The sequence below is a fragment of the Streptomyces sp. 1-11 genome, assembly GCF_007176755.1.
Classification (GTDB): Bacteria; Actinomycetota; Actinomycetes; order Streptomycetales; family Streptomycetaceae; genus Streptomyces.
The window spans coordinates 1-26,096 of the sequence record NZ_BJTV01000023.1; the positions used below are offsets into that span (position 1 = coordinate 1).

A 26,096-nucleotide genomic window follows, 5' to 3' on the forward strand; every position below is an offset into this window, starting at 1 on the left:
GGGCACGACGTTCTCCCCGTCCACCTCGACCACCGCGTCCGGCGCGGCCCGCAGCGCGGTGTGCAGCACCGCCCGGTCCTCGGTGACGTTGATCCGCTCACCACGGAACATGGCGTCCCGCAGCGTGAACACCCCGGTGGCCGCGGCGAGTTCCTGGAGCAGGGCCAGGGTCTCGTCGGTGATCAGGTGCTTGCTGTAGTCGATGTGCAGGTCGCCGACCCGGACGACGTAGCGCTCGGCGCGGCCGGGGTCCGCCGCGAACAGCTCGCGCAGCGAAGGCCGGCCCGCTGCCCTGTGGTCCTCGAGCGCCGTCCACTCGGGGCGGCGGGTGAGCTCGGGAAGATCTGACGGTGCGTCGGACATGTCAGGCGTGCTCCTTGGTGGCCTCGCCCCTGAGGGCGGCGGCGTACATCTCGTCGGCGTCGAGGCGGCGCAGCTCCTCGGCGATGAGTTCGGAGGTGGGGCGGACCTTCAGGGCCAGGGTGCGCGGCGGCTGCCCCGGCAGGGTCAGCGTCGCCAGGGGCCCTTCGGGGCGGTCGATGACGATCTCGCCGTTCTCGGTGCCGAGCCGGACCGCGGTGACCACCGGACCGGGCGTGACCACCCGGTCGACCGGCACGTTCAGCCGGGCCTCCAGCCAGCGGGAGAGGAGCTCCGCACTGGGGTTCTCCTGCTCGGCCTCGACGGCCGCCGAGGTCACCTTCACCCGTGCCTGGTCGAGCGCGGCCGCCAGCATGGAACGCCACGGCGTGAGCCGGGTCCAGGCCAGGTCGGTGTCGCCGGGCGCGTAGTGGCGGACCCGGGTCTCCAGGACCTCCAGCGGACGCTCGACGGCGTACAGGTCGGTGATCCGGCGCTGGGCCAGCGTGCCGAGCGGGTCCTTGGAGGGGTTGTCGGGCGCCTCCACCGGCCACCACACGACGACCGGGGCGTCGGGCAGCAGCAGCGGCAGCACCACCGAGTCGGCGTGGTCGGACACCTCGCCGTAGGTGCGCAGCACCACCGTCTCGCCGGTGCCGGCCTCGGAGCCGACCCGGACCTCGGCGTCCAGCCGGGACGCGGTGCGGTCGCGCAGGGTGCGGGCGTGCCGCTTGATGACGACCAGGGTGCGCGAGGGGTGCTCGTGCGAGGCCTCCTCGGCGGCCCGCAGCGAGTCGTAGGCGTTCTCCTCGTCCGTGACGATGACCATCGTCAGGACCATGCCCACGGCCGGGGTGCCGATGGCCCGGCGGCCCTGCACCAGAGCCTTGTTGATCTTGCTTGCCGTGGTGTCGGTCAGGTCGATCTTCATGGCCTGCGCCAGCTCCGTCCGTCTCGTGCGAGCATCTCGTTCGCTTCCTCCGGCCCCCAGGTACCCGCCGGGTACTGGGCCGGCCTGCCGTGCCCGGACCAGTACTCCTCGATCGGGTCGAGGATCTTCCAGGACTCCTCCACCTCCTGGTGGCGGGGGAAGAGGTTGGCGTCGCCGAGCAGCACGTCCAGGATGAGCCGCTCGTACGCCTCCGGGCTGGACTCCGTGAACGACTCGCCGTAGGCGAAGTCCATGGACACGTCCCGGATCTCCATCGAGGTGCCCGGCACCTTGGAGCCGAACCGCACGGTCATGCCCTCGTCCGGCTGGACGCGGATCACGATGGCGTTCGAGCCCAGTTCCTCGGTGGCGGTGGAGTCGAACGGGGAGTGCGGGGCGCGCTTGAAGACCACCGCGATCTCGGTGACCCGGCGGCCGAGCCGCTTGCCGGTGCGCAGGTAGAACGGGACGCCCGCCCAGCGGCGGTTGTCGATGCCGAGCTTGACCGCGGCGAAGGTGTCGGTCTTCGACTTGGAGTCGATGCCGTCCTCCTGGAGGTACCCGACGACCTTCTCGCCGCCCTGCCAGCCGGACGCGTACTGCCCGCGCACGGTGTGCCGGCCGAGGTCCTCCGGCAGCCGCACCGACTTCAGCACCTTCAGCTTCTCGGTGAGCAGCGCCTCCGCGTCGAACGCGATGGGCTCCTCCATGGCGGTGAGCGCCATGAGCTGCAGCAGGTGGTTCTGGATGACGTCACGAGCCGCGCCGATGCCGTCGTAGTAGCCGGCGCGGCCGCCGATGCCGATGTCCTCGGCCATCGTGATCTGCACGTGGTCGACGTAACTGCGGTTCCAGATCGGCTCGTACATCTGGTTGGCGAAGCGCAGCGCCAGGATGTTCTGGACGGTCTCCTTGCCGAGGTAGTGGTCGATCCGGAACACCTGGTCCGGCTCGAACACGTCGTGCACGATCGCGTTGAGCTCGCGGGCGCTGGTCAGGTCGTGGCCGAAGGGCTTCTCGATGACCGCGCGCCGCCAGGCGCCCTGCGGCGGGGAGGCCAGGCCGTGCTTCTTGAGCTGCTGGACGACCTTGGGGAAGAACTTCGGCGGCACCGACAGGTAGAAGGCGAAGTTGCCGCCGGTGCCCCGGGAGGCGTCGAGTTCCTCGACGGCGTCCTTGAGCTGCTTGAACGCGGTGTCGTCGTCGAAGTCGCCGGGGATGAACCGCATGCCCTCGGAGAGCTGCTGCCAGACCTCCTCGCGGAACGGGGTGCGTGAGTGCTCGCGCACCGCGTCGTGCACGACCTGCGCGAAGTCCTGGTCCTCCCAGTCCCGGCGGGCGAAGCCGACGAGGGAGAAGCCGGGCGGCAGCAGACCGCGGTTGGCCAGGTCGTAGACGGCCGGCATCAGCTTCTTGCGGGACAGGTCGCCGGTCACGCCGAAGATGACCAGGCCTGAGGGGCCCGCGATGCGGGGCAGCCGGCGGTCGCCGGCGTCCCGCAGCGGGTTCACCCAGTCGGCGGCCGGGCCGACCGGGACGCGCACGTCCGCGGACGCGGCCGGCTTCTCCGGCTGCTGGGTGTTGGTCGTCATCACGCGTCAACTCCCTTGTTCTTCAACGACTCGGTGACGGCGTCCAGCAGCTCCTGCCAGGCCGTCTCGAACTTGGCGACGCCCTCGTCCTCGAGCTGCTGGACGACCTCGTCGTAGGAGACGCCGAGCCGCTCGACGGCCGCGAGGTCCGCGCGGGCCTGCTCGTATCCCCCGGTCACCGTGTCACCGGTGATCTCGCCGTGGTCGGCGGTGGCCTTCAAGGTGGCCTCCGGCATGGTGTTGACGGTGCCGGGGGCGACCAGCTCGTCGACGTACAGCGTGTCCTTGTACGCGGGGTCCTTGACCCCGGTGGAGGCCCACAGCGGCCGCTGCTTGTTGGCCCGGCCGCCGGCGAGCGCCTGCCAGCGCGCGGAGCCGAACACCTCCTCGTAGGCCTCGTAGGCGAGCCGCGCGTTGGCGAGGGCTGCCCGGCCCTTGAGCGCGAGGGCCTCGTCGGTGCCCAGCGCGGTCAGCCGCTTGTCGATCTCGCTGTCCACGCGGGAGACGAAGAAGGACGCCACCGAGTGGATCTTCGACAGGTCCAGACCCCGCTCCGCGGCCTTCTCCAGGCCGGCCAGGTAGGCGGCCATGACCTCGCGGTAGCGCTCCAGCGAGAAGATCAGCGTCACGTTGACGCTGATGCCCAGGCCGATGACCTCGGTGATCGCCGGCAGGCCCGCCCGGGTCGCCGGGATCTTGATCATCACGTTGGGGCGGTCGACCAGCCAGGCGAGCTGCTTGGCCTCGGCGACCGTGGCCTCGGTGTTGTGCGCGAGCCGCGGGTCGACCTCGATGGAGACCCGGCCGTCACGCCCGTCCGAGGCGGTGTACACGCCGTGCAGGATGTCGGCGGCCGCCCGTACGTCGGCGGTCGTCATCATCCGCACGGCCTCCTCGACCGTCACACCCCGCACCGCGAGGTCGGCGAGCTGCTCCTCGTAGCCCTCGCCGGAGCCTATGGCCGCCTGGAAGATCGAGGGGTTGGTGGTGACGCCGACGACGCCGCCGCCGTCCACGAGAGCGGCCAGGCCGCCCGAGGTGATCCGGCTGCGCGACAGGTCGTCCAGCCAGACCGACACCCCCTCGTCGGCGAGGCGCTTGAGGGCTCCCGGGGTGGCGATTGCTTCGGTCACAGTGATCTTCTTTCCTATCGCGTCGGTATCAGGCGTGCGCGGCGGCCAGCGATTCGCGGGCGGCGGCGACGACGTTCTCGGGGGTGAAGCCGAACTCGGCGAACAGCGTGGCCGCGTCGGCGGAGGCGCCGAAGTGCTCCAGGGAGACGATCCGGCCGGCGTCGCCCACGAACCGGTACCAGGTCAGGCCGATGCCCGCCTCGACGGCGACACGGGCCTTCACGGACGGCGGCAGCACCCGCTCACGGTAGGCGCGCGGCTGCTCCTCGAACCACTCCACGGACGGCATGGACACCACACGTGTGCCGGTCCCCTCGGCCTCCAGCAGATCCCGGGCGGCGACGGCGAGCTGCACCTCGGAGCCGGTCGCGATGATGATCACCTCCGGGGTCTCGGTGGACGACTCGCGCAGCACGTAGCCGCCCTTGGCCGCGTCCTCGTTCGGCGCGTAGGCCGGCACGCCCTGGCGGGTGAGAGCGAGTCCGTGCGGGGCGGGGTCGGTGGCGTGCCTCTTCAGGATCTCGGCCCAGGCGATGGCGGTCTCGTTGGCGTCCGCCGGGCGGACGACGTTCAGGCCCGGGATCGCGCGCAGCGAGGCCAGGTGCTCGACCGGCTGGTGGGTCGGGCCGTCCTCGCCGAGACCGACGGAGTCGTGCGTCCAGATGTACGTCACCGGCAGCTGCATCAGCGCCGACATCCGCACGGCGTTGCGCATGTAGTCGGAGAACACCAGGAAGGTGCCGCCGTAGACGCGGGTGTTGCCGTGCAGGGCGATGCCGTTCATCTCCGCGGCCATCGAGAACTCGCGGATGCCGAAGTGCACGGTACGGCCGTACGGGTCGGCCCCGGGCAGCGGGTTGCCGGCGGGCAGGAAGGAGCTGCCCTTGTCGATGGTGGTGTTGTTCGACCCGGCGAGGTCGGCGGAGCCGCCCCACAGCTCGGGGATCACCGGGCCGAGCGCCTGCAGCACCTTGCCGGAGGCGGCGCGGGTGGCGACGGACTTGCCCTCCTCGAACACCGGCAGCGCGTCCTGCCAGCCCTCGGGCAGCTCGCCCTTGCTGATCCGGTCGAACGACCGCGCCCGCTCGGGGTTCGCGGTCCGCCACTCGGCGATCCGCTTGTCCCAGGCCGCGTGCGCCTCGGCGCCCCGGTCCAGGGCCCGCCGGGCGTGGTCCAGGACCTCGTCGGCGACCTCGAAGGTCCGCTCCGGGTCGAAGCCGAGGAGGCGCTTGGTGGCGGCGATCTCGTCCTCGCCGAGCGCGGAGCCGTGGGAGGCCTCGGTGTTCCGGGCGTTCGGGGCCGGCCAGGCGATGACCGTGCGCAGGGCGATGATGGAGGGCCGTCCGGTCTCGGCCCGCGCGTCCTCGAGCGCGGCGTGCAGCGCCGGGACGTCGACGTCGCCGTCCGCGGTGGGCGCGACGCGCTGGGTGTGCCAGCCGTAGGCCTCGTACCGCTTCAGCACGTCCTCGGAGAACGCGGTGGCGGTGTCGCCCTCGATGGAGATGTGGTTGTCGTCGTAGACGAAGACCAGGTTGCCGAGCTTCTGGTGACCCGCGAGCGAGGAGGCCTCGGCGGAGACGCCCTCCTCCAGGTCGCCGTCGGAGACGATCGCCCAGACGGTGTGGTCGAAGGGGGACTCGCCCTGCGGGGCGTCCGGGTCGAACAGGCCGCGCTCGTAACGGGCGGCCATCGCCATGCCGACCGCGTTGGCCACGCCCTGGCCCAGCGGGCCGGTCGTGGTCTCCACGCCGGCGGTGTGGCCGTACTCCGGGTGACCGGGCGTCTTCGAGCCGTGGGTGCGGAACGCCTTCAGATCGTCCAGCTCCAGCTCGTACCCGGCGAGGAAGAGCTGCGTGTAGAGGGTGAGCGAGGTGTGGCCGGGAGAGAGGACGAAGCGGTCACGGCCGGTCCACTCGGGATCGGCCGGGTCATGCCTCATCACCTTCTGAAAGATCGTGTACGCGACGGGCGCGAGGCTCATCGCGGTGCCCGGGTGGCCGTTGCCGACCTTCTGCACCGCGTCGGCGGCGAGAAGTCGGGCGGTGTCCACGGCACGCCGGTCGAGGTCGGTCCACTCGAAGCTGTCGGGTGTCTGCGTGCTCATCTTCAAGAAGTCCTCGTTCAATGCGTGATTGCTGGCCGGACGCGTTCAAATCTAAAAGTCTGACTTTTTCCAAGGAAGGTCGGGGTGTGCCAGCCTGTGGTGAATCTGGGACAGTGATCGCGAACGGAACGGCACACGGAGCACATGGCGGACGAAACACCCCGAGCCCGGGACGAGGGCACGCGAACCGACGCGATCAGGACCTTCCCCTTCCCGGCCGACCTGGCCCTGGGGGGCGTCGGCATGCAGATCGGCCCCATGGGAGGCGACCGCACCTGGCACGCCGACGCCCCGCTGCACCGCGTCCACCGCATCGACTTCCACGTGGTCATGCTCTTCACCGAGGGCCCCGTACGGCACATGATCGACTTCGCCGAGTACGAGGCCGGGGCCGGCGATCTGCTGTGGATCCGGCCCGGGCAGGTCCACCGCTTCGCCCGGAGCAGCGAGTACCGCGGAACCGTGCTGACCATGCAACCCGGCTTCCTGCCCCGCGCCACCGTCGAGGCCACCGGCCTGTACCGCTACGACCTCCCGCCGCTGCTGCGCCCCGGACCGGAACAACTCGCCGCGCTGCGAGCGGCGCTCGGCCAGCTGCGCCGCGAGTACGAGGACACCGCCACACTGCCGCTCAGCCTGCACACGGCCGTGCTGCGGCACAACCTGACGGCGGTCCTGCTGCGCCTCGCCCACCTCGCGGCCAGCTCCGCCGAGGCGCCCCGGCGGCCCGCCGACAGCACCTTTACGCTCTTCCGGGACGCGGTCGAGAAGGGCTTCGCCACCCAGCACAGCGTCAGCGCCTACGCGGACGCGCTCGGTTACTCCCGCCGGACCCTCGTCCGCGCCGTCCGCGCGGCCACCGGCGAGACGCCGAAGGGGTTCATCGACAAGCGGGTCGTCCTGGAGGCCAAGCGGCTGCTCGCTCACACGGACCTGCCGATCGGCCGCGTCGGGGTGGCGGTGGGCTTCCCGGACGCCGCCAACTTCTCCAAGTTCTTCCAGCTCCACACCGGCCTCACCCCGGTGGCCTTCCGGGCCGAGCTGCTCTGACACCGGCACCCCCGCTCACGCCGGGCGCCGCTGCCGCCGGACGCAACGCCTGCCTAGGATGCCGTGGGAGCCACACGGGAGGGCAGGGGTGAGGACATGAGCAGTCGGGCCAGGGCGCTGGTGGTGCAGAACGGTCCGAACGGCGGGCCGGGCCGGTGGGCCGGCTGGCTGGCCGAGGGCGGCGTCGACGTGGACGTGGTCCGCGCGGACACCGGGCAGGCGCTGCCGGACCGGCTGGAGCACGAGGCGCTGATCGTGCTCGGCGGCGGCTACCTGCCCGACGACGACGTCCGGGCGCCCTGGCTCGCGCGGACCCGGGAGCTGATGGGCCAGGCGCTGGAAGGCGACGTACCGGTCTTCGGGATCTGCCTCGGGGGGCAGATGCTGGCCCATGTGGCGGGCGGCGAGGTGAAGGGCGAGCACGGTGAGCCCGAGTTCGGCAGCACGGTGCTGACCCTGCTCGCGCCGGCGGCCGAGGACCCGCTCTTCGCCGGGCTGCCCGAGCGCCCCGTGGCGGTCGAGAACCATGTGGACGCCATCGTCCGGCTGCCCGCCGGGGCGCGTCCGCTGGCGCGCAGCGAGCGCTGTCCCCACCAGGCCTTCCGCTTCGGGCGCTCGGCGTGGGGCGTGCAGTTCCACCCCGAGGCCGACCCCGAGCAGATCGCGAACTGGCCGGTGGAGCGCCTGTCCCGGCACGGCGTGGACCGGGAGGAACTGCTCCGGGCGGCCCGGCGGACGGATCCCGCCGCTGCCCCGGTGTGGCGCGAGGTGGCGCTGCGCTTCGCACGGCTGGTGCGCGAGCGCCCCGCGGCGGCCGTGACCGGCTGACGGAGCCGGGCCCGTGACCGGCGTGCGGTCACGGGCCCGGGCCGGCGGGCCCGTGACCGGTCAGTGGCCGAAGTCGAACCAGTTGACGTTCACGAAGTCGGCCGGCTGGCCGCTGGTGAAGGTCAGATAGACGTCGTGCGTGCCGGTCACCCCGCCGATGTTCGCCGGGACGGTGCGCCACGACTGCCAGCCTCCGGTGTTGGCCAGCGCGAAGCTGCCGATCGGGGCGTTGCTCCGGCTGTCCAGCCGCACCTCCACCAGTCCGCTCACTCCGGACGCGGCCCCGCTCGCCACCCGGGCGTAGAACTGCGTGGCCGCGGTGGAGCCGAAGTTGACGCCCTTGTACAGCGCCCAGTCGCCGTTGGCGAGGGAGCCGATGTCCTGCCCGCCGCCGGAGTCGGTGGTGGACTCGGGGACCACGCCGGACTGGCTGTCGTAGGACTCGGCCTGGATGACGCTGTAGGCGTCCCGGTTGCCGGAGGGCGGGGGAGTGGTGCCGCCGCCACCGCCGCCCGAGGACTGCAGGACCTGCACGTAGTCCACCGTCATCGGGTGGCCCGGCTCGGTGCCGCTGTCGGGGCCGCCGCCGAAGGCGCCCGGGAAACCGCCGCCCATCGCCACGTTGAGGATGACGAAGTAGCCGTGGTTGGTGGCGTTGGCCCAGGTGGTCGCGTCGACCTGGTTGGCCTTCACGGTGTGGAAGTTGACGCCGTCGAGGTAGAAGCGGATCTCCTCGGGGCTGGTCGAGCGGTCCCACTCCATCGCGTAGGTGTGGAAGCCGGCCTGACAGGTGCTGCCGGTGCAGGACGTGGAGTTGCCGATGCCGGAGGTCTCGTTGCAGGGGCCGCCCGGGTTGGTGCCGCAGTGCATGGTCGACCAGTCGGTGTTCAGACCCTGCACGTTCTCCATGATGTCCAGCTCGCCGACGGCGGGCCAGTTCTGGTAGTTGCCGCGGAACGGCGAGCCGAGCATCCAGAAGGCCGGCCAGTAGCCCTTGGCGGCGGCGCCGGTCACGTTCGGCATCTGGATGCGGGCCTGCACCCGCAGCTTGCCGCCGGCCGGGGGCTGGAAGTCGGTGCGCGTGGTCTCGATGCGGCCCGAGGTCCAGCGCCCCGACGCGTCGCGGCGGGGGGTGATGAGCAGGTTGCCGCTGCCGTCCAGCGCGACGTTGCTGGTGCTCGAGGTCATCGTCTCGACCTCGCCGGTGCCCCAGTTGGCGGCGCCGCCCGGGTACGAGGTTCCGGTGTCGTACTGCCAGTTGGAGGTGTTGACGCCGGAGCCGGCCGAGCCGTTGAAGTCGTCGAGGAAGACCTGGGTCCAGCCGGACGGCGGGGTGGGGGCGGACGCGCTCGCCGGGGCGGTGGCGGCCGTCGCGACCGCCGTGGCCAGACCGACCGTCGCGGCGACCGCGACCAGCGTGCGGCGGAAGAGCCGGGGTCTGCGCGTGCCGGAGGAATCGCTCATGGGGGAGAGCCTCTCGGGTACGGATGGTGTGCGGGGAGGCCTTGGAAGCGCTCCCATGAAGGACTGAGAGCGCTCTCAAGGTGTCGCCAATGTGCTCCCCGGCTCTCCGGTCGTCAAGAGTTAAAGCAGAGAAAGTCCTTTGACCGCATGGGAGTTCAGCACCTGAAGCCACCCGTACCGGAGCAGACCGTGCCGCCCGGGCTGGAGCGGACCGCGCCGCCGCGCCGGGGACGGCGTGGGGGACCGGCCGGCCGGGCCGCCGGCCGTCCCCGGGGGCACACGGTGCGGGGGACCGCACCGTCGCGCGCGTCGATGTGCGAGGGTGCAGGCGTGAGACTGACGATTCTGGGCGGCGGCGGCTTCCGGGTCCCGCTGGTGTACGGGGCGCTGCTGAGCGACCGCGGTGCGGGCCGGGTCACGGAGGTCGTGCTGCACGATCCGGACGACGGCCGGCTGCACGCGGTCGCCCGGGTGCTGGCCGAGCAGGCGTCGGGCGTCCCCGACGCCCCCCGTGTCACCACCACCACCGACCTCGACGAGGCCCTGCGCGGCGCGGACTTCGTCTTCTCCGCGATCCGCGTCGGCGGCCTCCAGGGCCGCGCGGACGACGAACGGGTGGCGCTGGCCGAGGGCGTCCTCGGGCAGGAGACGGTCGGCGCCGGCGGCATCGCCTACGGCCTGCGGACGGTCCCGGTCGCCGTCGACATCGCGCGGCGGGTGGCCCGCCTGGCGCCCGAGGCCTGGGTCATCAACTTCACCAACCCGGCGGGGCTGGTCACCGAGGCCATGTCCCGCCACCTCGGCGACCGCGTGATCGGCATCTGCGACTCGCCGGTCGGCCTGGGCCGCCGGGTGGCCCGCACGCTCGGGGTGCGGCCCGAGGACGCCTGGATCGACTACGTCGGCCTGAACCACCTCGGGTGGCTGCGCGGCCTGCGGGTCGAGGGCCGCGACGAACTGCCGCGCCTGCTCGCCGACCGCGCACTGCTCGGCTCCTTCGAGGAGGGCAGGCTGTTCGGCGCCGACTGGCTGCAGTCGCTGGGCGCGATCCCCAACGAGTACCTGCACTACTACTACTTCAACCGCGAGGCGGTTCGCGCCTACCAGGAGGCGGAGAAGACCCGCGGCGCCTTCCTGCGTGAGCAGCAGGCGCGGTTCTACGACGAGGCCCGCCGCGCCGACGTCTCCGCCCTCGGCGTCTGGGAGCGGACCCGCGCCGAGCGCGAGGCCACCTACATGGCGGAGAACCGGCAGACCGCGGGTGCGGGGGAGCGCGAGGCCGAGGACCTCTCGGGCGGTTACGAGAAGGTGGCCCTCGCCCTGATGCGGGCCATCGCCCGGGACGAGCGCACCACGCTGATCCTCAACGTCCGCAACCGGGGCACCCTGTCCGTCCTGGACGCCGACGCCGTCGTCGAGGTGCCCTGCCTGGTCGACGCCAACGGCGCCCATCCGGTCGCGGCCGCCCCGCTGCCCGGCCACGCCACCGGGCTGGTGTGCGCGGTCAAGGCGGTCGAGCGCGAGGTGCTCGCCGCCGCCGGGTCCGGATCGCGCGCCACGGCCGTGAAGGCCTTCGCGCTGCACCCGCTGGTGGACTCGGTCCAGGTGGCCCGGCGGCTGCTGGAGGGGTACACGGCGGTTCATCCGGGACTCGGGTACCTGAGCTAGCCCGGGGCCGTCGGCCCCAAGCCACGCATCGCACCCCGTGGCCGTTTCCCGGGCCGGCCGGCCGCTCCCCGTGACCGCGGCCGGCCGGTCCGGTCCCCCGTTCCCCCGGTGCCTCCCCCGTGCTTCCCCCGTCGCCCCCCGTTCCTGGTATGGAGAGTCACGGGGTCGCCCCCTGATACACCCCGGACGAAAAAAGTCCCCCCGGCTCCGGAGCCGGGGGGAAGTGGCCGTGCGGGGGGCCGGGTTCAGCCGGTGAAGCCGGCCGTGATGGAGGTGAACTGCCAGGTGTTCTGGCTGATGCCGGAGCAGTTGCTCACCACGCCGCCGCCCGGACAGGGCCGGTCGCGGTTGACCGACCAGTAGGCGAGCCGGGCGATGTGGTGGGAGTTGGCCCAGTCGCGGATCTGGGTCCAGATCGCCGGTGTGGTGTTCTCCTGCTGGTCGGACAGGCCGTTCATGCCGGAGATGCCGATGTGCGCGTAGGCGGTCGCGTCGTCCCAGCCGAAGGTCGACTTCAGCTTGTTCTTGAGACCCTCGGCCGCGTTCACGGTGTTGCCGTACATGTCGGAGCCGCCGCCGAAGTCGAACGGCATGATCGTGAAGACGTCGATGCCCGCCCCCAGCGAGTTCGCCTGCTCGATGAGCCGGTTGCCGTAGTAGGTCGGGCCGGTAGTGGTGGTGCCGAAGGTGACGATGGTCCTCAGGCCCGGGTTGTTGGCCTTGACCGTCTTCAGCGCGGTCAGGATCTTCGCCTGCACGGCCTCGTTCTCGAACTCGTCCGTGTTCTCGATGTCCATGTCGATCGCCTTCAGCGAGTAGGCGTCGATCACCTTCTGCAGCGCCCCCGCGAGCGCGGCGGCCGAGGAGCAGTTGGCGCCCAGCTTGCTGCCCTGCCAGCCGCCGAACGACGGGACGACGTCACCGCCCGCCGAGCGGATCTGGTTGATCGCGGTCTGGTCCGCGCCGCCGGTGAGCGCCCGGCTGCCGTCCCAGGCCGGGTTGCAGCCGCCCGAGTCCAGCACGAACGCCATGGTGAACCACTTGACGCCGGTCGCGCTCATCACTGTGCCCGGGTTCGGCGGATCGCCCCAGCCCTCGTACAGGTAGGGGGCCGCCTGCTTGAACCCGGTGCCCCCGCCGGTCCCGGCGTCCGTCGTGACGGACACGGAGTTGGAGGCCGCCGACACGTTCCCGGCCGCGTCCCGCGCCTTCACACTGAAGGTGTACGCGGTGCTCGGCGACAGCCCGCCGACCGTGGCGGAGGTGCCGGAGACGCTGAGCACCTGATTCGGTCCGGCGTAGACGTCGTACGCTGTGACACCCACGTTGTCCGAGGCCGCGTTCCACTTCAGCGACACGCTCGTGGAGGACTTGCCGGTCGAGGTGAGCCCGCCCGGCGCGGTCGGCGCCTGGGTGTCCCCGCCGCCCGAGCCGCCCGGACCGTCGAGCTGGACGTCGTCGGCGTAGTACGTGCCCTGCGCGTACCAGCCGTGCACGTAGACGGTGGCGCTGGTCTGCGCGGCGCCGGTGGTGAAGGAGACGCTGAGCTGGCTGTACGCCGACGGGGACGTGGTCCAGGTGGAGGCGCCGCCGTCGACGCCGAGGTACACGTAGGAACCGCGGACCCAGCCGCTGAGGGTGTAGGCCGTGTTCGGCTTGACCGCGACCGTCTGGCTGCACTGCGCGTTGTCGGACGAACTCACCGCTCCCTGCAGGGCCTTGGAGCCGCCGTGCACGGGGGAGGAGACGACCGAGCCGAGGTTGCCGGTGCAGGTCCAGGGGGACAGGCCGCCCGACTCGAAGCCGGGGTTGGTGAGGACGTTGGCCGCCTGAGCGGTGCCGGGAAGGGCGACGGCCCCGCCGAGGGCCAGTGCGGCGGAGCCGAGCAGGGCGAGGAGCCGGCGTCTGGGACGCCCGAGTATGTGGCGCACACGATCTCCCTGTGGGAATGGGGGTGTTCGGGAGTACGGGGGAGTGCGGAAGGTGCGCCAACCAAGTTGGTTTGGACCAATCGGGGTGTCAAGGGAGTGAGCCGAGATTGGTCCAGACCGGTTTGCCGTTCAGGGAGTCACGCCGGAGCGGTGGCGGTGGCTTCGGGGGCGGCGGCTCCGGTGGCGGGGACGCCATCCTCCCTGGCCGCTCCGTCAGCGGGCGCCGGTACGGCGGCCAGCGCGGTCGCGGTCTGCGCGGCCCGCTGCTGGGGCAGCGACACCGGCCGCAGCGTCCGCGGCCCCGCCACCACCGTGTAGTCCTGTCCCAGGAACGGCGGCTCGATCGTGCCCGGGTCCTCGCCCAGCGCCAACTGAACCGCCGCCCAAGGGGCGTTGACCCCGCAGAGGGAGAGCTGGTGCAGCCCTCCCGCGGGCCGGGTGTTGACGTCCAGCAGCACCGGCCGGTCGCCGTGCATCCGGAACTGGATGTTGGACAGGTAGTGCAGCCCGAAGCCCTCGGCGAGCAGCCGGGCCGGCGCCAGCCACCGCTCGCGCAGCGTGAAGCCCCGGCGACGGCCGTTCTTGGTGCGGCCCACCGCCAGCCGGACCCGGTTGTCCGGCCCGGTCAGGCAGTCCACCGACACCTCCGGCTGCTCCAGCCGCGGCATCACCAGCCAGTCCACCGGCTCCTCGGCCCGCCGCAGCGCCTCGACCACCAGGTCGAGCTGGACGTACGGCCCGGGGAACCCGCTGAGCTGCGTCAGCGAGAAGGGAGCGCGTGTGATCATCCGGAAGCCGGTCCCGCCCGCACCGGCCGCCGGTTTGAAGCAGGCCCGCTCCCCGGCCGCCTCCAGCTCCTCCACCGCGGCCACGAGCTCGTCCGCCGTGCGCACCCGCCACCACGGCGGCACCGCGACGCCGACCGAGCGCGCCGCCTCGTACGCGGTCGCCTTGTCCTCGAACACGGCCACCGCCTCGGGCGTCGGCGCCAGCAGCGCAGTGCCGGCCGCCCGGAACTCGGCGCGGTGCGCCACGATTGCCGCCTGGTGCAGCCGGGGCACGAACACGTCGATGCCCCGCCGGACGCACTGGTCGAGGGCGTACTCCGCGTACGCGGCCGGCGACAGGCCCTCCGGCTCGGGCTCGGCGGTGTCGGCCGCGGCCAGCACGGGGGAGTCGGGGTCACCGTGCGTGGCGTGGATCTCGACCGCCCGGTCGCTGGGATTCCTCCGGAGCTGATCCATGAAGAAGACGTTCTCCGCGTACGTGCGGTTGAGCCAGACGCGTACGCGAGAGGGCATGCAGGCCGCCTTTCGGGGGTTTCCGGGCAGGGCGCAGCGGCCCGTGCCCGGGCAGGAGAGAGGAAGGGACACCAAACGGCCCTGCGAAAGGGGGGGTTAGGGGCGTCGATGTTGGGGCGATCATACGGCTTTCAAACGCCTGCGCGTGCAACGCGCAGGTCACGGATTCCACCGTCTGCGGCGGTCGAGGACTGGCCGAAGATCTGCTTGCCCCGGCCCCCTGAATGTGTTCAGGTGGTGCCCACGCATGATCGGAAGGGGCACGGGGTGGAGTCGACGGCCGGGGCCGGACAGCTGCTGGCCATCAGCGACCTGCACATCTCGTATCCGGAGAACCGCGCGCTCGTGGAGCGGATGCGCCCCGGGACGGACGACGACTGGCTGATCGTGGCCGGCGACGTGGCCGAGACCGTCGAGGACATCCGCTGGGCCCTCGAAACGCTCGCCGACCGCTTCGCCAAGGTCCTGTGGGCACCCGGCAACCACGAGCTGTGGACCCACCCGAAGGACCCCGTCGCCCTGCGCGGCGTCGCCCGTTACGAGCACCTCGTCGCCCTGTGCCGGGAACTGGGCGTGCTCACGCCCGAGGACCCGTACCCGGTCTGGCGGGGCCCCGGCGGCCCGGTCGCCGTCGCCCCGCTGTTCCTGCTGTACGACTACTCCTTCCTGCCGGACGGCTGCGCCACCAAGACGGACGGCCTGGCCTACGCGCACAGCACCGGCATCGTCTGCAACGACGAGTACCTGCTGCACCCAGACCCCTATCCGACCCGTGAGGACTGGTGCCGCGCCCGCGTCGCCGAGACCGAGCGAAGGCTGGCCGAGCTGCCCGCGGACCTGCCCACCGTCCTGGCCGGTCACTATCCGCTCGACCGGCACCCGACCGACGTCCTGTGGTACCCCGAGTTCGCCATGTGGTGCGGCACCACCCTCACCGCCGACTGGCACCGCCGGTTCCGGGTCGAGACCATGGTCTACGGCCATCTGCACATCCCGCGGACCACCTGGCACGAGGGAGTCCGCTTCGAAGAGGTGTCCGTCGGATACCCCCGCGAATGGCGCAAGCGCCCGGTACCACCGGGGCAGCCGCGCCGCATACTGCCGATGGAGGTCGGACCCGGTGATCGAGGAGCTGCTCCCGGAGTCGGTGGTGGCCGTGGAGTCGCGCGGTGACCAGGACACCGACGAGGCCTACCTCTACCCGCAGGAGCGGTTGCTCGTCGCACGGGCGGTGAGCAAGCGCCGCCGGGAGTTCACGGCGGCACGGGTCTGCGCCCGGCGGGCCATGGAGAAGCTGGGCGTGCCACCGCAGCCCGTCCTGACCGGCGAGCGCGGCGCCCCGGTGTGGCCGGACGGGCTCGCCGGCAGCATGACGCACTGCGACGGCTACCGCGCCGCCGCGCTCGTGCGCGCCGCCGACCTCGCCTCCCTCGGCATCGACGCCGAACCGCACGCGCCGCTGCCGGACGGCGTCTTCGGCACCATCGCGCTCCCCGCCGAGCAGGACCGGCACCGCGCGCTGTCCGCCGCCCGGCCCGCGGTCCACTTCGACCGGCTGCTGTTCAGCGCCAAGGAGTCGGTCTACAAGGCGTGGTTCCCGCTCACCCGCGCCTGGCTCGACTTCTCCGAGGCCGACATCGAACTCACCGCCGAACCCGGCCAGGACACGCGCGGCCGCTTCCACGCCCGGCTGCTCGTCCCCGGCCCGCTGGTCGGCGGTGTGCGCGTGAGCGCCTTCCGGGGGAGCTGGCTCGTCCGGGACGGACTGGTGCTGTCGGCGGTGGCCGTCCCGCACCACTGAGCGGCACGGCCACCCCGGACCGCTCTCACTCCCGCGGGGCCCACTGGGTCAGCAGCCCGAAGAACTCCTCCTCGTTGCCCGCGAGTCCGGCCCGTGCCAGCGCCCCGTCCGCCTCGGCCAGCACGGCGGGCGGGACCAGGACGGGCCGGGGCGCGTCCGGCGGCCCGTCGAAGGCCGCGCGCACGGTGTGCAGCAGCCGCAGATAGGCCTGGACGGCGGTGCGCTCACGGTCGGTCAGTACGGCGGTGGTCATCGGTCGGCTCTCCCCGGTTCGGCGTCACGGATCACGCGCGCTGCGGCGCCGTGCGCCGCTTCGTACGGCGCACGACTCCAGCTTGCCGTCCACCACTGACAACGCGGCGCGGGCAGGCCCTGGTTCGCCCGCTCAGCGGACGCCGTACCCCTTGGCGGACACGGCATCCCGACAACCGGAGCGGATCCGGGACCGGCTGGAGCGGGCCCGGGGACCGGAGCGGGCCCGGGGACCGGCCGGTGCGGCCGCCGGGCCGTCCGCGTGCGCGCGGATGGGTAGAACGGTCTACGACTCGGGCCGCTGGACGCTCTCCAGGAGCATGTCGAGCCACTCGGCGACCTTGTCCCGGTGCTGGTCGGTGGGCAGTTGCGCGGCCCGCCAGGCGATCCCGCGGACCCCGTGGTCCTGCAGCAGCCGCTCCAGCGGGTCCTGCGCCGCCTCGGCCCGCTCCTGGTCGGCGAGCTTCTGCAGCAGCTCCTGCTCGGTGCGCTGCAGGGCGCCCGCCAGCGCCTCGGCGTCCTCCGCGGTGAGGAAGCCGGCGTGCACCCGGAAGAACCGCTGCAGCGCGTCGCAGTGCTCCATGGTCGGCCGCCGGTCGCCGTTGATCAGCGCGCCCGCCTGCTGGCGTGACATGCCCGCGCCGTCCGCGATCTCCTGCTGGGTGTACTTGCGGCCGTTGGGCTTCAGCCGGGTGCGGCGCAGCAGGTCCAGACGCTGCAGGAAGCGGGCCTGCACGTCCGGTTCGCCCGCCGGGCGGCCGCTGAGCAGGGCCTTGACCACCGGCTCCGGGACACCGCAGGCGACGGAGAGCCGCCCCACGTCGAAGACCTCGGTGTGCGGCACGCCGAGCCGGTCGGCGAGCGCGGTGACGCGGGCGGCGACGGCCGAAAGCTGTGCGGTCTCGGTGGCGCCCGGATCCTCGTAGCCATCCGTCACCGACAGAACTCCTACGTCTCTCGAGGGCCTCAGGTGCGTTCCGTGCTTCTCACGAGCGGATTCCGTGAACTTCCCGGAGAGTAGCGGGTGCTTCGAACCCGCATCCAGGTCTCGCCACAACTGTGGCGAATTTCAGCCGTCAACGGGCATGAAATGCCACGATAGTTGACACGGATGTCGTCCGGGCAGCAGGATCGCTTCGCCGCACGAAGGTCGGCAGAGGCAAGAGGGGTGACCTCCCGATGGCACATCAGGCAGGAGGGCAGTGGCCGGCGCCGCGGCCCGTCCCCGAGCGCTGCGAGGTACCGGCGTACCTCCAGGGCTACGCCGCGCTGGTGGAGGCCGTCCCCTTCCCGTCCTTGGTCGTCGACCACCGCTGGAACGTGATGCTGGCCAACGGCGCCTACGGCACGCTCTTCCGCGGTGTGCGCCCCCACCCGACCGCCATGCCCGGGGACAACTTCCTGCGCTTCGTGCTGTTCCACCCCGACGCCGCCGGCGTCCTCGGCGAGCACGAGCAGGGCTGGTGCCTGCCGATGCTGGCGCATCTGAAGGCCGCGCTCGACCACTCGGGCCACGACCACGAACTGCAGTCGATCCGCCGGGACATCGGTCAGGACCCGCTCATGGAGGCCGCGTACCGGCAGGGGCTGCCGCACTGGATCCGCGCCGTCGGCGAGGCCGCGACCCGGATCGACGGCGCCGTGCGCCTGCTGCACCACCCGGACCCGCGCCGGGGCGCCACCGAGTGCCGGATCGTCGACGAGACGCCCCGGACCCTCGCGGAGATCGGCTGCACCCGTCTGACGATGGTGCTGCGCGAGGGCCGCCGCCCGGCCGGCGCCGGACGCCGTCAGCGCCGGACGCGTGGCGCCGGCGCGCATCTGACGGTCGTTCCGGCCCCCCAGGACTGACCCGGTTCCGTCGGCGTTCAGGTCGCCGACGGGACCGGGCCAGGAACTCTCTCCCCCCTCCGCGCATCGACGCGCCTCCGGCGCCGCTGTCCCGTTCACGCAAGCGGCTTGCGCGATTTGCGCTCTTCTTTCGACGCCCATTACGTCAACCCGGCACGCCCATGCCCCCTCATGACCGTCGTTGCCTGTATCCGCATCACTGTCAAAGAATTACAGATTCTGCGCGACATCTTGTGAACGAATGTCGTCGGTGCTTGAGTGTGCGGCGCCCCGCAGGCGCACGTTCCTGCTGTCCCCCGACCCCCACCACGAAGGGACCGGCACATGCACCGCAGTCCGTCCGTACATGTCAGGCGCATGCCAGTGATCGGGGCGGTCGTCGCCCTGGCCGCAGGCATGCTCGTCACCCTGGCGCCCGCCGCGCACGCGGCAGCCGGCGCCACGCTCCCCTTCACCTCCGTCGAGGCGGAGTCGGCGAGCACCACCGGCACGAGGATCGGCCCCGACTACACCCAGGGCTCCCTCGCCTCGGAGGCCTCCGGCCGGCAGGCCGTACGGCTCGCACCAGGACAGCGCGTTGAGTTCACCGTGCCGCGCGCCGCCAACGCGGTGAACGTCTCCTACAGCGTCCCGGACGGCCAGTCCGGCTCGCTGAACGTCTACGTCAACGGCGTCAAGCTGGCCCGGACGCTCCCGGTGACCGCCAAGTACTCCTACATCGACACCGGCTGGATCACGGGCTCGAAGACCCACCACTTCTACGACGACGCCCGGATGCAGCTGGGCCGGGACGTCCAGGCGGGCGACCGCGTCGCCTTCGAGGCCGCCGGCACCCAGGTCACCGTGGACGTCGCCGACTTCGAGCAGGTCGCCGCGGCCGCCGCCCAGCCCGCCGGCTCGGTGTCCGTCGTCTCCAAGGGCGCCGACCCCAGTGGCAACGGCGACTCCACCCAGGCCTTCCGGGACGCCATCGCGGCGGCCCGGGGCGCAGTGGTGTGGATCCCGCCGGGCGACTACCGGCTCACCTCCTCGCTGAGCGGGGTGCAGAACGTCACCCTGCAGGGCGCGGGCAGTTGGCACTCGGTCGTGCACACCTCCCGCTTCATCGACCAGACCAGCTCGTCGGGCGGGGTCCACATCAAGGACTTCGCGGTCCTGGGCGAGGTCACCGAGCGCGTCGACTCAAGCCCCGACAACTTCGTCAACGGCTCCCTCGGCCCGAACTCGTCCGTCTCCGGCATGTGGCTCCAGCACCTCAAGGTCGGGCTCTGGCTGACCGGCAACAACGACAACCTGGTGGTGGAGAACAACCGCGTCCTCGACACCACCGCCGACGGCCTCAACCTCAACGGCACCGCCAAGGGCGTCCGGGTCCGCAACAACTTCCTGCGCAACCAGGGCGACGACGCGCTCGCCATGTGGTCGCTGTACGCCCCGGACACGGACTCCAGCTTCGAGAACAACACCATCTCGCAGCCCAACCTCGCCAACGGCATCGCCGTCTACGGCGGCACCGACATCACGGTGCGCGGCAACCTGGTCTCCGACACCAACGCCCTGGGCAGCGGCATCGCCATCTCCAACCAGAAGTTCCTCGACCCCTTCTCCCCGCTGTCCGGCACCATCACGGTCGACGGCAACACGCTGGTGCGCACCGGCGCGCTCAACCCCAACTGGGGCCATCCGATGGGCGCGCTGCGGGTCGACTCCTACGACAGCGCGATCGACGCGACCGTCAACATCACCAATACCACCATCACCGACAGCCCCTACAGCGCCTTCGAGTTCGTCTCCGGCGGCGGACAGGGCCGTCCGGTGCGGGGCGTCAACGTGACCGGGGCGACCGTGCGCAACACCGGCACGGTCGTGGTCCAGGCCGAGGCCCCGGGAGCGGCCGTCTTCCGCGACGTCACCGCCACCCAGGTGGGGTCCGCGGGCGTCTACAACTGCCCCTACCCGGCGAACTCCGGTGCCTTCACGCTCACCGACGGCGGCGGCAACTCCGGCTGGGCCGGCACCTGGTCGGACTGCTCCAGCTGGCCGCAGCCCGGCCAGGGCAACCCCGCTCCCGACCCGGGCCGCAACCTCGCCAAGGGCCGCCCGGCCACCGCGACCGGCTCGCAGGACGTCTACACGCCGGGCAAGGCGGTCGACGGCGACGCCGGCACGTACTGGGAGTCGGCCAACAACGCCTTCCCGCAGTCCCTGACGGTCGACCTCGGCTCCTCCTACGCGGTGCGCCGGGTGGTGCTGAAGCTGCCCCCGTCCACCGCCTGGGGCGCCCGCACCCAGACCGTCACGGTGCTCGGCAGCACCGACGGCTCGGCCTGGTCGACGGCCCTCGGCGCGCAGGGCTACCGCTTCGACCCGGCCACCGGCAACACGGCCACCGTCTCCCTGCCGAGCGGCACGAACCTGCGCTACCTCCGGCTCTCCGTCAGCGCCAACACCGGCTGGCCGGCGGGGCAGTTCAGCGAGGTGGAGGCGTACCTGGGGAGCTGAGCGGCGCCGGACGCGCGGCGGCCCCCTCCGGCACGGTGTCTCCGGCGTCCACCCGTGACAGGCGCCCGGTTCGCGGGCTTTTGAGGTTCTCCGGGTGCCGCCGGCCGTCCCGCGCGGCCGGCGGCACCGGGCGGACCGCCGGGTTTCACACGGGTGCCATCAGATACTTCCCTGACGTTCGCTGCTCTTGGAACACTCGCTGCGCGCAGATCCCGTCACCAGACGGCGGCAGGTACGTCAGGATGAGAGGACCCTCACCCATGTCCGAGGTCAACAGGCGCCGCTTCCTCCAACTGGCGGGCGCCACGACGGCGTTCACCGCCCTGAGCGGCAGCATCCAGCGCGCGGCCGCACTGCCCGCCCACCACCGCACGGGTTCGGTCCAGGACGTCGAGCACATCGTCGTCCTGATGCAGGAGAACCGCTCGTTCGACCACTACTTCGGCAAGCTCAGGGGAGTCCGGGGCTTCGGCGACCCCCGCCCGGTCACCCAGAACGGCAGGTCCGTCTGGCGGCAGTCCGACGGCGCGAAGGACATCCTCCCCTTCCACCCGGACGCCGACGACCTGGGCCTCGCCTTCATCCAGGACCTCCCGCACGGCTGGAACGACGGCCACACCGCCTTCAACGGCGGCAAGTACGACACGTGGGTGCCCGCCAAGTCCGCGACGACGATGGCGTACCTGACACGCGACGACATCCCCTTCCACTACGCGCTCGCCGACGCCTTCACCATCTGCGACGCCTACCACTGCTCCTTCATCGGCTCCACCGACCCCAACCGCTACTACATGTGGACCGGGTACACCGGCAACGACGGCAAGGGCGGCGGCCCGGTCCTCGGCAACGAGGAGGCGGGTTACAGCTGGACGACGTACCCCGAGCGCCTGGAGCGGGCCGGGGTCTCCTGGCGGATCTACCAGGACGTCGGCGACGGACTGGACGCGGCCGGCGGCTGGGGCTGGATCCAGGACGCCTACCGCGGCAACTACGGCGACAACTCGCTGCTCTACTTCGACCAGTACCGCAACGCCGCACCGGGCGACCCGCTGTACGACAAGGCCCGCACCGGCACCGACGCGCGCAAGGGCGAGGGCTTCTTCGACCGGCTGCGCGCCGACGTCACCTCCGGGAAGCTGCCGCAGGTCTCCTGGATCGTCGCCCCCGAGGCGTTCACCGAGCACCCCAACTGGCCCGCCAACTACGGCGCGTGGTACGTCTCCCAGGTGCTGGACGCGCTGACCGCCGATCCGCAGGTGTGGGCGAAGACGGCGCTGTTCATCACCTACGACGAGAACGACGGCTTCTTCGACCACGTGATCCCGCCCTTCCCGCCCGTCTCCGCCGACCGGGGCCGGTCGACGGTGGACCCCGCGCCCGACGTGTTCAAGGGCGACGCCGGCCACGCCGCGGGCCCCTACGGGCTCGGCCAGCGGGTGCCGATGCTGGTCGTCTCCCCCTGGAGCAAGGGCGGCTACGTCTGCTCCGAGACGTTCGACCACACCTCGATCATCCGGTTCATCGAGACGCGCTTCGGCGTCCGGGAGCCGAACATCTCGCCCTGGCGGCGCGCCGTGTGCGGCGACCTGACCTCGGCCTTCGACTTCTCCCGCAAGGACACCGCACCGGTGGCGCTGCCGTCCACGGCCGGTTACCTGCCGCCGGACCGCGAGCGTCACCCCGACTACGTGCCGCACCCGCCGGCCAGCCCCGCGCTGCCCCGGCAGGAGCGCGGCAGCCGCCCCACGCGTCCGCTCAGGTACGCCCCGGCGGTGGACGGTTCCGTGGACGCGGCGGCGGGGAAGTTCACGCTCACCTTCGCCTCCGGGGCGCACGCCGGAGCCGCGTTCCTGGTCACCTCGGGCAACCGCGGCGACGGCCCCTGGACGTACACCACCGAGGCCGGCAAGACGCTCTCCGACACCTGGAACTCGGCCTGGTCGGGCGGCTCCTACGACCTCGCCGTGCACGGACCGAACGGATTCCGGCGCCTGTTCAAGGGCCGCAACGGCACGGCCGGCCCGGAGGTGACGGCCCGGCACACCGGTGACGACGTGGAACTGGTCCTCACCAACCGCGGCTCCGGCACGGCACGGCTGAAGCTCGTCGACGGCTACGGCGGCGCCCCGGTCACGGTGACGGTGCGGCCCGGGGCGACCGTGCGGCGGACCGTCCGGCTCGCGGCCGGCCGGCGCTGGTACGACCTCACGGTCACCGCGGACACCGATCCGGCGTTCCTGCGCGGCTTCGCCGGCCATGTGGAGAACGGGCTTCCCGGCGTCAGCGACCCGGCCATCATCACGGAGTGAACGGACGATGAACACCGCTCCGGACAGGCTGGTCAGGTACCGGTCACAGCAGGGTAGTGTGCCCCGGTGACCACGCAATCGAACACCCCTGCAGGCTGGTACCCCGACCCGCACGGGGCGGCCCAGACGCTCCGCTACTGGGACGGCGCCCAGTGGACCGACCACACCAACCCGGCGCAGCAGGGCGCCGGTCAGGTCCCGCCGCAGCAGGCCGCCGGCCAGCAGCAGGCCGCCCACATCCCGGAGCAGCAGGGCGGCGACGCCAAGGTGCAGCGCCAGGTGCAGAAGCAGGCGGGGGTCGCGGCCGGCGGTCCCGGCGGCGGCACGCTGTTCACCGAGCCGGTCCTGGTGGTGAACCAGAAGGCCAAGCTGATCGAGCTGACCAACGAGTACAAGGTCATGGACCAGAGCGGCCGGGAGATCGGCGCGGTCACCGAGGTCGGGCAGAGCGCGCTGAAGAAGATCCTGCGCTTCGTCTCCAGCCTCGACCAGTTCATGACCCACAAGCTGGAGATCCGCGACGCCCAGGGCCGGCCGCAGCTCGTGCTGACCCGGCCCGCGAAGTTCTTCAAGTCCCGGGTCATCGTGACGCGCCCGGACGGCTCGCCGGTCGGTGAGATCGTCCAGCAGAACATGATCGGGAAGATCAACTTCGCGATGACCGCGAACGGCCAGCAGGTCGGCGCGATCAAGGCGGAGAACTGGCGGGCCTGGAACTTCGCCATCGTCGACCATGCGGACAACGAGGTCGCCCGGATCACCAAGACCTGGGAAGGCCTCGCCAAGACGCTGTTCACGACCGCGGACAACTACGTCCTGCAGATCCACTACCAGCTCCCCGAGCCGCTGCTGAGCCTCGTCGTGGCGACGGCCCTGACCGTCGACACCGCGCTCAAGCAGGACTCGCGGGGCTGGGGCTGACCGGCCCGCGCGGGGTGTCCGCGCGGACATCGGCCCGCGCGGACACCGGTCCGCGCGGGCGCACGGCGGCGGCCGGTGCGCGCGGGGTGTCCGCGGGCGCCGGCCGCCGCCGTCGTCCGTTCAGAGCGCGGTGAGATGTCCCGGCTGCTCCGGCTGCCGGGGCACCAGCGCGGGTTCCGCGGCCGCCGTGCCGGGCTCCAGCGCCAGGACCGCCGCCACCGGGTGCTCGTCGTCGTCCCCGGCGGGCCCGTCGGGGACGTCATGGCCGCCCGGACCGCCGGGCACGCGCGTCGCCCGGGTCAGCAGGACCACGCCCCGGGCGGCCAGCCCGGCCCCGGCCAGCGCCAGCAGCACCCCGCCGGCCCCGCCGCGCAGGCCCTGGCCCAGCAAGGTCAGCCCGATGACCGCGGCGGCCACAGGGTTGGCCAGGGTCACCATGGCGAGCGGGGCGCCCAGGCCGCCCCGGAAGGCCGTCTGGGACAGCAGCAGTCCGCCGGTGGAGAACGCGGCGACGAGGACGGCGACCACGACCACCTCGAGGCCCGGGTCCGTACCGGCGTGCCGCGTGGCCGCCACCGTCAGCGTCTGGGTGAGGGCCGAGGCGACCCCGGAGGCGAAGCCCGACGCGGTGGCGTGCCGCAGGCCCGGCCTGGCGCCGGGCCGGGACAGCAGGCCGATCAGGGTGGCGGTGGTGCCGGCGACCGCCAGCGCCTCGGGCAGGCTCAGTATCTGTTCGGGCGCCGGTCCCGAGGCCGTGACCAGCACCGCCGCGAGCCCGAGCAGGGTGAGCGCCGTACCGCGCCACTCCACCGTGCTGACCCGCCGCCCTGCGGCCCGCGCCCCGAGCGGCACCGCCGCGACCAGGGTGAGCGCCCCGAGCGGCTGGACGACGGTGAGCGGCCCGTACTTGAGCGCGACCACGTGCAGCAGCGCGGCGGCGGCGTTCAGGCCGACGGCCGACCACCACGCGCCGGTGCCCAGCAGTCGCAGCAGGCCCGTGCCGGCGCTCCGGGAGGCGAGGCGTTCCTGGGCGACGGCGGCCGCCGCGTAGGCGACGGCGGAGACCAAGGACAGGCCGAGGGCGAGCAGGGCGGCGGCGCTCATCGGCCGGCTCCCGCCAGGACCGGCCCCCGCTGGGCGGGCAGCCGGACGGCGCCCCCGGGTGTGCCGGAGGTGTGCCCCGGCGCGCGGACGAGCGCCAGTGCGGCGCCGAGCATGGCGGCCGCCGCCAGCGCGTCGACCCAGTAGTGGTTGGCCGTGCCCACGATCACCAGCAGGGTGACCAGCGGGTGCAGCAGCCACAGCCAGCGCAGCCTCGACCGGGTGGCCGCGATCAGCCCCACCGCCACCATCAGCGCCCAGCCGAAGTGCAGCGAGGGCATCGCCGCGAACTGGTTGGAGAGGTGGTCGCCGGACGGCGGCCCGTAGACCGAGGGGCCGTATACCCGGGCGGTGTCCAGCAGGCCGGTGCCGGTCAGCATCCGCGGCGGGGCCAGCGGGAACGTGAACGGCAGCACCAGGGCGGCCGCGGTCACCGCCGCCAGGACCCGCCGGGCCCAGACGTAGTGGGCGGGGCGCCTGACGTACAGCCAGACGAGGAAGGCCAGGGTTGCCGGGAAGTGGACGGTCGCGTAGTAGGTGTTCGCGAGGTGGACCAGCAGGTCGCCGTGGAGCAGCGCGGACTGCACGCCGGTCTCGTCGGGCAGCCGGACCGCCCGTTCGAGGTCCCAGACGCGGTGGGCGTTGTGGAAGGCGTTCGCGGTGTGACCGACGGCCAGTTGCCGCCCGAGCTTGTAGACGAGGAACAGTCCCGCGACGAGCAGGAACTCGCGCAGGAGCGGCGGTCGCGCGGTCGCTGTCGCGTCCGGCTCCGCTGCTGCAGGCTCCGTTCGGGCGTTCATCCCCCGGCCCCTTCGCTGACGGTCGTGCGGGTGGTGGTGCGGGCGGCCCCGGGTTCTGGCCCCGGAACTCATCGATACGTCTCCGTACCGATACGCCAGTGTACCGATACGCTTGAGTACCGGTACACTGGCGTATCGATTGAGGTGCGACACACTGGAGGCCGGGACTCGTCCCGTTGCGGAGTGAGGAGAGCCAA

At 72.3% G+C, this 26,096-nt stretch carries 20 protein-coding genes and 1 pseudogene; 9 read left to right on the top strand and 12 right to left on the bottom strand.

Annotated elements, in window-relative coordinates:
- From TNCT1_RS32595 to tkt, 5 genes and pseudogenes are all read right to left on the bottom strand, one after another.
- Positions 1 to 363: pseudogene (locus TNCT1_RS32595) on the bottom strand (glucose-6-phosphate isomerase); the annotation flags it as partial.
- A gap of 1 nt (position 364) precedes the next feature.
- Positions 365 to 1,291 (bottom strand): glucose-6-phosphate dehydrogenase assembly protein OpcA, encoded by a 927-nt coding sequence (opcA, locus tag TNCT1_RS32600; protein ID WP_143639380.1) that lies wholly within the window; start codon positions 1,289 to 1,291, stop codon positions 365 to 367.
- Entirely contained in the window at positions 1,288 to 2,883 is a 1,596-nt protein-coding gene (gene zwf, locus TNCT1_RS32605) for a glucose-6-phosphate dehydrogenase (RefSeq protein ID WP_143639381.1), read from the bottom strand. Before zwf ends, opcA begins: the two co-directional genes overlap by 4 nt.
- Positions 2,883 to 4,016, bottom strand: a complete 1,134-nt coding sequence (gene tal / locus TNCT1_RS32610; RefSeq protein ID WP_143639383.1) for a transaldolase — start codon at positions 4,014 to 4,016, stop codon at positions 2,883 to 2,885. The genes zwf and tal overlap by 1 nt, the downstream gene beginning before the upstream one ends.
- A gap of 28 nt (positions 4,017 to 4,044) precedes the next feature.
- Positions 4,045 to 6,120 carry a transketolase gene (gene tkt, locus TNCT1_RS32615; protein ID WP_143639385.1) on the bottom strand — a complete coding sequence of 692 codons (2,076 nt, stop codon included), beginning with the start codon at positions 6,118 to 6,120 and terminating at the stop codon, positions 4,045 to 4,047.
- Positions 6,121 to 6,264: 144 nt separating this feature from the next.
- Here tkt and TNCT1_RS32620 point away from each other — a divergent pair, with 144 nt between their 5' ends.
- Both TNCT1_RS32620 and TNCT1_RS32625 read left to right on the top strand, forming a co-directional pair.
- On the top strand, positions 6,265 to 7,170 hold the full coding sequence (locus TNCT1_RS32620) for an AraC family transcriptional regulator (RefSeq protein WP_143639387.1): 906 nt from the start codon (positions 6,265 to 6,267) through the stop codon (positions 7,168 to 7,170).
- A gap of 96 nt (positions 7,171 to 7,266) precedes the next feature.
- On the top strand, positions 7,267 to 7,998 hold the full coding sequence (locus tag TNCT1_RS32625) for a type 1 glutamine amidotransferase (protein ID WP_143639389.1): 732 nt from the start codon (positions 7,267 to 7,269) through the stop codon (positions 7,996 to 7,998).
- Positions 7,999 to 8,058: 60 nt separating this feature from the next.
- Here the strand turns inward: TNCT1_RS32625 and TNCT1_RS32630 are convergent, their stop codons facing one another.
- Positions 8,059 to 9,462, bottom strand: a complete 1,404-nt coding sequence (locus tag TNCT1_RS32630) for a glycoside hydrolase family 16 protein (RefSeq protein ID WP_143639391.1) — start codon at positions 9,460 to 9,462, stop codon at positions 8,059 to 8,061.
- Positions 9,463 to 9,792: 330 nt separating this feature from the next.
- Here TNCT1_RS32630 and TNCT1_RS32635 point away from each other — a divergent pair, with 330 nt between their 5' ends.
- Entirely contained in the window at positions 9,793 to 11,130 is a 1,338-nt protein-coding gene (locus tag TNCT1_RS32635) for a 6-phospho-beta-glucosidase (RefSeq protein ID WP_143639393.1), read from the top strand.
- 245 nt (positions 11,131 to 11,375) lie between these two features.
- On the opposite strand, the gene TNCT1_RS32640 is transcribed toward TNCT1_RS32635, so the two are convergent.
- Positions 11,376 to 13,061, bottom strand: a complete 1,686-nt coding sequence (locus tag TNCT1_RS32640) for a carbohydrate binding domain-containing protein (RefSeq protein WP_143639395.1) — start codon at positions 13,059 to 13,061, stop codon at positions 11,376 to 11,378.
- Positions 13,062 to 13,198: 137 nt separating this feature from the next.
- On the bottom strand, positions 13,199 to 14,362 hold the full coding sequence (locus tag TNCT1_RS32645; protein ID WP_143639397.1) for an ATP-grasp domain-containing protein: 1,164 nt from the start codon (positions 14,360 to 14,362) through the stop codon (positions 13,199 to 13,201).
- Between the two features lie 267 nt (positions 14,363 to 14,629).
- Between TNCT1_RS32645 and TNCT1_RS32650 the strand changes: the two genes are divergently transcribed.
- Complete coding sequence (locus tag TNCT1_RS32650) at positions 14,630 to 15,535, top strand: metallophosphoesterase (protein WP_143639399.1); 906 nt, start codon at positions 14,630 to 14,632, stop codon at positions 15,533 to 15,535.
- A complete protein-coding gene (locus tag TNCT1_RS32655) occupies positions 15,483 to 16,163 on the top strand; it encodes a 4'-phosphopantetheinyl transferase (RefSeq protein ID WP_143639401.1) in 681 nt (226 codons plus the stop codon). Before TNCT1_RS32650 ends, TNCT1_RS32655 begins: the two co-directional genes overlap by 53 nt.
- A 25-nt stretch (positions 16,164 to 16,188) precedes the next feature.
- On the opposite strand, the gene TNCT1_RS32660 is transcribed toward TNCT1_RS32655, so the two are convergent.
- Entirely contained in the window at positions 16,189 to 16,416 is a 228-nt protein-coding gene (locus TNCT1_RS32660; RefSeq protein ID WP_143639403.1) for a hypothetical protein, read from the bottom strand.
- Positions 16,417 to 16,701: 285 nt separating this feature from the next.
- Positions 16,702 to 17,352, bottom strand: a complete 651-nt coding sequence (locus TNCT1_RS32665) for a helix-turn-helix transcriptional regulator (protein WP_143639405.1) — start codon at positions 17,350 to 17,352, stop codon at positions 16,702 to 16,704.
- A 242-nt stretch (positions 17,353 to 17,594) separates the two neighbouring features.
- On the opposite strand from TNCT1_RS32665, the gene TNCT1_RS32670 reads away from it, so the two are divergent.
- From TNCT1_RS32670 to TNCT1_RS32685, 4 genes are all read left to right on the top strand, one after another.
- The gene (locus TNCT1_RS32670) at positions 17,595 to 18,266 is read left to right on the top strand and encodes a hypothetical protein (RefSeq protein WP_143639407.1); all 672 of its coding nucleotides are present in this window, start codon (positions 17,595 to 17,597) and stop codon (positions 18,264 to 18,266) included.
- Between the two features lie 357 nt (positions 18,267 to 18,623).
- Positions 18,624 to 20,768, top strand: coding sequence for a discoidin domain-containing protein (locus TNCT1_RS32675; RefSeq protein WP_235903017.1), 2,145 nt, complete (start codon positions 18,624 to 18,626; stop codon positions 20,766 to 20,768).
- A gap of 260 nt (positions 20,769 to 21,028) precedes the next feature.
- On the top strand, positions 21,029 to 23,077 hold the full coding sequence (locus TNCT1_RS32680; protein WP_143639411.1) for a phosphocholine-specific phospholipase C: 2,049 nt from the start codon (positions 21,029 to 21,031) through the stop codon (positions 23,075 to 23,077).
- Positions 23,078 to 23,143: 66 nt separating this feature from the next.
- Positions 23,144 to 23,998 (top strand): phospholipid scramblase-related protein, encoded by an 855-nt coding sequence (locus TNCT1_RS32685; RefSeq protein ID WP_143639414.1) that lies wholly within the window; start codon positions 23,144 to 23,146, stop codon positions 23,996 to 23,998.
- A 120-nt stretch (positions 23,999 to 24,118) separates the two neighbouring features.
- Here TNCT1_RS32685 and TNCT1_RS32690 read toward each other — a convergent pair whose 3' ends face one another.
- Together TNCT1_RS32690 and TNCT1_RS32695 are read right to left on the bottom strand one after the other, a co-directional pair.
- Positions 24,119 to 25,102, bottom strand: a complete 984-nt coding sequence (locus tag TNCT1_RS32690; RefSeq protein ID WP_143639416.1) for a hypothetical protein — start codon at positions 25,100 to 25,102, stop codon at positions 24,119 to 24,121.
- Positions 25,099 to 25,899, bottom strand: coding sequence for a phosphatase PAP2 family protein (locus TNCT1_RS32695; protein ID WP_143639419.1), 801 nt, complete (start codon positions 25,897 to 25,899; stop codon positions 25,099 to 25,101). Before TNCT1_RS32695 ends, TNCT1_RS32690 begins: the two co-directional genes overlap by 4 nt.
- Positions 25,900 to 26,096 lie beyond the last annotated feature (197 nt).

Bases quoted from the DNA above. Each gene is read 5' to 3' on its own strand.
- TNCT1_RS32630 (WP_143639391.1), bottom strand. From the start codon at position 9,462: ATGAGCGATTCCTCCGGCACGCGCAGACCCCGGCTCTTCCGCCGCACG.
- TNCT1_RS32645 (WP_143639397.1), bottom strand. From the start codon at position 14,362: ATGCCCTCTCGCGTACGCGTCTGGCTCAACCGCACGTACGCGGAGAAC.
- TNCT1_RS32680 (WP_143639411.1), top strand. From the start codon at position 21,029: ATGTCCGAGGTCAACAGGCGCCGCTTCCTCCAACTGGCGGGCGCCACG.
- tkt (WP_143639385.1), bottom strand. From the start codon at position 6,120: ATGAGCACGCAGACACCCGACAGCTTCGAGTGGACCGACCTCGACCGG.
- TNCT1_RS32620 (WP_143639387.1), top strand. From the start codon at position 6,265: ATGGCGGACGAAACACCCCGAGCCCGGGACGAGGGCACGCGAACCGAC.
- TNCT1_RS32670 (WP_143639407.1), top strand. From the start codon at position 17,595: ATGGCACATCAGGCAGGAGGGCAGTGGCCGGCGCCGCGGCCCGTCCCC.
- opcA (WP_143639380.1), bottom strand. From the start codon at position 1,291: ATGAAGATCGACCTGACCGACACCACGGCAAGCAAGATCAACAAGGCT.
- TNCT1_RS32625 (WP_143639389.1), top strand. From the start codon at position 7,267: ATGAGCAGTCGGGCCAGGGCGCTGGTGGTGCAGAACGGTCCGAACGGC.
- TNCT1_RS32695 (WP_143639419.1), bottom strand. From the start codon at position 25,899: ATGAACGCCCGAACGGAGCCTGCAGCAGCGGAGCCGGACGCGACAGCG.
- TNCT1_RS32660 (WP_143639403.1), bottom strand. From the start codon at position 16,416: ATGACCACCGCCGTACTGACCGACCGTGAGCGCACCGCCGTCCAGGCC.
- TNCT1_RS32690 (WP_143639416.1), bottom strand. From the start codon at position 25,102: ATGAGCGCCGCCGCCCTGCTCGCCCTCGGCCTGTCCTTGGTCTCCGCC.
- TNCT1_RS32675 (WP_235903017.1), top strand. From the start codon at position 18,624: ATGCCAGTGATCGGGGCGGTCGTCGCCCTGGCCGCAGGCATGCTCGTC.
- zwf (WP_143639381.1), bottom strand. From the start codon at position 2,883: ATGACGACCAACACCCAGCAGCCGGAGAAGCCGGCCGCGTCCGCGGAC.